Genomic DNA, 2,723 nt, shown 5'->3' with positions numbered 1-2,723 from the left:
GACCTCACCCCGCAGGACGTCGACGAGCGACCAGTCCACCAACGGCCCCAGCGCCGCAGCACACTCCCCCACCCGCTCAGCGAACACCGGCGAGGAGTCGAGAAGTTCACGCCCCATGCCCGCCCACTGCGAACCCTGCCCCGGGAACACCCACACCACCTTCCCCGGCACACCCCCGCCCCCGGACACCAGATTCACATCACTCTCGCCCCGCGCCAGCGCCCGCAACCCGGACACCGCCTCGCCCTCCGAACCCGCCACCACCACCGCACGCTCACCCAGTACGGCCCGGCCCGACACCAACGCCCCGGCCACCCCCACAAGCGACGAACCACCAGCCCCCGACCCCACGTACGACACCAGCCGGCCGGCCTGTCCCGTCAGCGAAGCCCGACTACGCGCCGACACCACGAGCGGCACCACACCCACCGGCCCGCTCTCCTCCGAAACCGGCTCCTCAGGCGACTCCTCCAGGATCAGATGCGCATTCGTGCCACTGATCCCGAACGAGGACACCCCGGCCCGGCGCGGACGACCGTTGTGCGGCCACTCCCGCGCCTCGGTCAGCAGCTCCACCGCGCCCGCCGACCAGTCCACCTCGGCCGTCGGCTCGTCGACGTGCAGTGTGGGGGGCATGAACGCGTGCCGCAGTGCCTGCACCATCTTGATCACACCGGCCGCACCCGCGGCCGCCTGCGCGTGACCGATGTTGGACTTCAACGAGCCCAGCCACAGCGGCTGTTCGGGATCCCGCCCCTGCCCGTACGTCGCGAGCAGCGCCTGGGCCTCGATCGGGTCGCCCAGGGTTGTGCCGGTCCCGTGGCCCTCCACCACGTCCACATCGGACGGGGAGAGACCCGCGTTCGCGAGGGCTCGGCGGATCACCCGCTGCTGGGAGGGGCCGTTGGGGGCGGTCAGGCCGTTGGAGGCGCCGTCCTGGTTCACCGCGCTGCCGCGCAGCACGGCCAGGACCCGGTGGCCGCGCTCCCGCGCCGCCGAGAGGCGCTCGAGGACCACCAGGCCGACGCCCTCGGACCAGCCGGTGCCGTCGGCTCCCGCGGCGTAGGACTTGCAGCGCCCGTCGGTGGCCAGGCCCCGCTGCCGCGAGAACTCCACGAAGGCCCCGGGCGTCGCCATCACCGCGACGCCTCCGGCGAGCGCCATCGAGCACTCGCCCTGCCGCAGCGCCTGCGCGGCCAGGTGCATCGCGACCAAGGAGGAGGAGCACGCCGTGTCCACGGTGACCGCCGGGCCCTCGAAGCCGAAGGCGTACGACACCCGGCCCGACGCCACGCTGGGCGCCGAACCCGTGCCCGTGTAGCCCTCCACGTCCCGTGCGGCCGCGCCCATCCCATAGCCCTGGGTGGACACGCCGGAGAACACCCCGACGTCGGTGCCCTTCAGCGACAGCGGGTCGATGCCCGCCTGCTCCAGGGCTTCCCATGAGGTTTCGAGGAGCAGCCGCTGCTGCGGGTCCATCGCCTGCGCCTCGCGCGGTGAGATGCCGAAGAACCCGGGGTCGAAGAGGCCCGCGCCGTGCAGGAAACCGCCCTGACTGGCGTACGACGTACCGGCGTTGTCCGGATCCGCGTCAAACAAGCCCTCCAGGTCCCAGCCGCGGTCCTCAGGGAACGGCGACACGCCTTCACGGCCCTCGCGCACCAGCCGCCACAGGCCGTCGGGGTCCGTCACCCCGCCGGGCAGTCGGCACGCCATCCCGACGATCGCGATCGGCTCGTCCGGGTCCGCGACGACAGCCGCGGCCGGTGCGGCGGCTTCGGCCGAATCGGCGAGCTCTTCGCGCAGGTAGCGGGCGAGCGCCTCCGGGGTCGGGTAGTCGAAGACGAGGGTGGCGGGGAACTTGAGAGCGGTCGCCTCACGCAGCCGGTTGCGCAGTTCCACCGAGGTGAGCGAGTCGAACCCGGCTTCGTTGAAGGCCATGTCCGACCGCACGCCTCCGGGGCCGGTGTGCCCGAGCACGACCGCGGCCTGGGTGCGGACCAGGTCGAGGAGCAGGGCCTCCTGCTCCGCCTCGGTGAGTCCGGCGAGGCGACGGGCCAGCTCGCCGTCGCTCCCGGACGCCGCCCGCGCCTGCTGCCGGCCCGTCCGTACGAGGCCGCGCAGCAGGTGGGGAACCGCTCCGCCGGAGGCCGCACCGGCGCGCGCTCCCCGCAGGTCCAGCTTGATCGGGACCAGCAGCGCGTGCCGGGACGCCGCCGCGGCGTCGAACAGCTCCATGCCTTCGGCGGGCGTGATGGCCAGCACGCCGCCACGGCTGGCGCGCGCCTGGTCCACCTCGTCCAGGTGTGCGGTCATGCCCGCGGTCTGCTCCCACAGGCCCCAGGCCAGCGAGATACCGGGCAGGCCCGCCGCCCGCCGGTTCGCCATCAACCCGTCGAGGTAGGCGTTCGCCGCCGCGTAGTTGCCCTGACCTGCCGAACCGAACACTCCCGAGGCGGAGGAGTAGACGATGAACGCGTCCAGTTCCAGGCCCAGTTCGCGGGTCAGCTCGTCGAGGTGGCTGACCGCGTCCACCTTCGGCGCGAACACGCCCGCGAGGCGCTCCGGCGTCAGCGCTCCGATCACTCCGTCGTCCAGCACCCCCGCGGTGTGGACGACGCCGCTCAGGGGGTGCTCGTCCGGTACGGCGGCCAGCAGGGCCCGGACCTGGTCGCGGTCGGACACGTCGCAGGCCACTACCGACACGACCGCGCCCTGCTCGG

The 2,723-nt window shown here is 73.3% G+C and carries 1 protein-coding gene; it reads right to left on the bottom strand.

Annotation, left to right across the window (positions count from 1 at the left end):
- A partial coding sequence (locus IG74_RS0144205) for a type I polyketide synthase (protein WP_030689399.1) occupies positions 1-2,723 on the bottom strand: 2,723 nt, incomplete at both ends.

It is taken from the genome of Streptomyces sp. NRRL B-1347, assembly GCF_000720325.1.
Classification (GTDB): domain Bacteria; phylum Actinomycetota; class Actinomycetes; order Streptomycetales; family Streptomycetaceae; genus Streptomyces.
The sequence above is the reverse complement of the archived record's forward strand: the minus strand, read 5'-3'. Positions and strand labels throughout refer to the sequence as shown.